The sequence below is a fragment of the Bacteroidota bacterium genome (genome assembly GCA_026391695.1).
GTDB lineage: Bacteria > Bacteroidota > Bacteroidia > Bacteroidales > JAGONC01 > JAPLDP01.
Map to the genome: position 1 here is coordinate 1 of JAPLDP010000010.1, position 2,331 is coordinate 2,331.

At 36.6% G+C, this 2,331-nt stretch carries 3 protein-coding genes; 2 read left to right on the top strand and 1 reads right to left on the bottom strand.

All coding sequences use genetic code 11. The annotated features are described in order from the left end of the window. Nucleotides 1–571 precede the first annotated feature (571 nt). Both NT175_00190 and NT175_00195 read left to right on the top strand, forming a co-directional pair. Complete coding sequence (locus tag NT175_00190; protein MCX6233132.1) at nt 572–1,303, top strand: hypothetical protein; 732 nt, start codon at nt 572–574, stop codon at nt 1,301–1,303. Between the two features lie 67 nt (nt 1,304–1,370). Then, the gene (locus NT175_00195) at nt 1,371–1,838 is read left to right on the top strand and encodes a hypothetical protein (protein MCX6233133.1); all 468 of its coding nucleotides are present in this window, start codon (nt 1,371–1,373) and stop codon (nt 1,836–1,838) included. A gap of 37 nt (nt 1,839–1,875) precedes the next feature. Here NT175_00195 and NT175_00200 read toward each other — a convergent pair whose 3' ends face one another. Beyond that, nucleotides 1,876–2,133 (bottom strand): ORF6N domain-containing protein, encoded by a 258-nt coding sequence (locus NT175_00200; protein ID MCX6233134.1) that lies wholly within the window; start codon nt 2,131–2,133, stop codon nt 1,876–1,878. Between the last annotated feature and the right edge of the window lie 198 nt (nt 2,134–2,331).

Here is a 2,331-nt window from a genome sequence, read left to right on the forward strand (position 1 = left end):
GGGACCAAATATCGGTAGAACAATAAACGACCCCTGATTTTTTAAGTCCCATCGGGACGCAATATTGCTAAGGCTACTGGTATGTTCCTCTCTTTTTATCCGAACAGTAGTGATCTTTAATAATGGAGGACGCAATTTGCGATCTCCATTTTATCCCAAAGGGTGATACTTGTCCGGCTCGGACTGCGGCCCTTTCAGGTAATGAATCATAATAAGCTTGGTTCAATCAATGATATCGTATAAGCTGGATATCTTTTTCCACACCCGGGTGCAGGCTTTCAATGGTTTATCCGGAAAAAGCAAATTTGTGACCCAGGGCTGCATCTCTTCGACACGAGATTAGGACATCTTTAGCTTCTACTTCAACTTCCTTGTTCGAATGTTCGATATTGGATATTCTTTGAGGTGGTCTGAGAAATTAGGACAGGGAATTTGATCAGTAAAAATGCCAAAACTTTTAATTTATTGATATTGTGATGTATAATATCAAAACATTGGCAAATTGTAAATATTATTGCCATTGTTTTGGAATATTAAAATTGCTCTGTATATTTGTGAAAAAATTAAAGCCTTGTCATCCGATTTCTTAAATAAACTATATACTCATTTTGAAGGGAATCCCATTTTTTCTTATGGTGATCTATTTTCTTTTGTTCAAGGGGAGTTTCCTGACCTTGCCGGTAAAACTATTAACTGGAAGATACATCAACTCAAATCCAAAGGCATTCTGTCTCATATTAGTAGGGGAATATATTCTCTGAATAAAAAAAAAGAATACAATCCGGAACTGTCTCCCTACCTGAAACGCGTTTACAATAAAGTAAAAAAAGACCTTCCATTCATCAACTTTTGTGTTTGGGATAGCCGTTGGTTTAATGAGTTCATGATACATCAGATCTTTAGATACTACATTGTTGTAGAAACTGAGAAAGATGCAACCGATTCGGTTTTTAATACTCTCAGCGATTTCAGCAAAAAGGTTTTTCTCAATCCCGATAAAGAAATTTTCCGTCGCTATATAATTAATTACGATGAAGTGCTGATTGTTAAACCTTTGATTAGCGAAGCTCCACTATTTGAGATTGAAAATATTAAAGTTCCGGCAATCGAAAAACTGTTAATTGATTGTTTAATAGATGTTGATCTTTTCGCTGCCCAGCAGGACGAAATGGATAACATTTATCAAACGGTTTACCAAAAATACAATGTAAATCTCAATAAAATCAGACGTTATGCCAGGCGTAGGGATCAGCTCTCCGAACTTGAAAACAAAATTGAACAACTTAATTTAAATCTGCAGTAAATGATATTATCCGGTTCCTTCAAAGAAGCATGGATTCAGCAAATTTCTAAAACTGTCGGCAAGCGCGGTGATCATCAAACAATTATTTGATATTGCATATTTGTTTGACAAAGCAGTCGATTTTCAGGAGGTGAAAAAATCTTTTCTGAATGTTGCCGGCGAAGAAATAGCATACCGTAATCTGTCTATCACTTATCAAGATGTTTTGCAGGATGCCTTTGAAACTGCTTTGCTTTTGACAAAGCGGGATTACAAATCTGAGAAATTCAACTTTTTACAAAAAGGCATCAATAACATTGTGAACTTTATCATTGCGCCTTTTGTAATCGAAGATGCGATTATTTGCGCTTCAAAAATCGCTTATCTTACTAAAGCAATAGGACAGGTTTCCATTCCTGATATTGCTCGTTTCAAAGCTCCTGATGAAATTGCAGCTTTAACGATCACTCATAAAGAATTTGCAAAGCTTGATCGTCTTAAAAATACATTACCCGAAGCTTTCTACTATTGGTATAGTGCCATTAATCTTTTATAAAGATGTCTGACGGAAAACAAGAGGGTTATAAATTCAATTAGTAAGTGCAACAGATTAGGAAAATAAGGTGGTCGCAAATTGCGACCACCTCCTGCTTTTCCTGCCCGGCAAGCTGGAACATAAAATCTTCAGGGAAGCGTTTGGTATTACGTTTTACCTGCTCATTAAGCCTTTTGTTAGTTACCCCATAAAGTTCTGCCAGATCACTGTCGATCATCACCTTTACTCCTCTTACAACCAGGATCTTACTCATTATCACCTCCTCGGGAACCATCAGCGCATTCTTTTCACTCATGGATGTAGATTTTTCATTGGAAAATGTATTATCTTTAATCACTATTGTCCGGTTAAAATTCTATTTCGTCCCTACGGGACTTAATTCTATTTTGTAATTTACTTTCTACCAATATCTTGTCCCTACAGGACAGTCCCGTTAGGGACCAAATATCGGTAGAACAATAAACGACCCCTGATTTTTTAAGTCCCATCGGGA

Bases quoted from the DNA above. Each gene is read 5' to 3' on its own strand.
- NT175_00200 (MCX6233134.1), bottom strand. From the start codon at position 2,133: ATGAGTGAAAAGAATGCGCTGATGGTTCCCGAGGAGGTGATAATGAGT.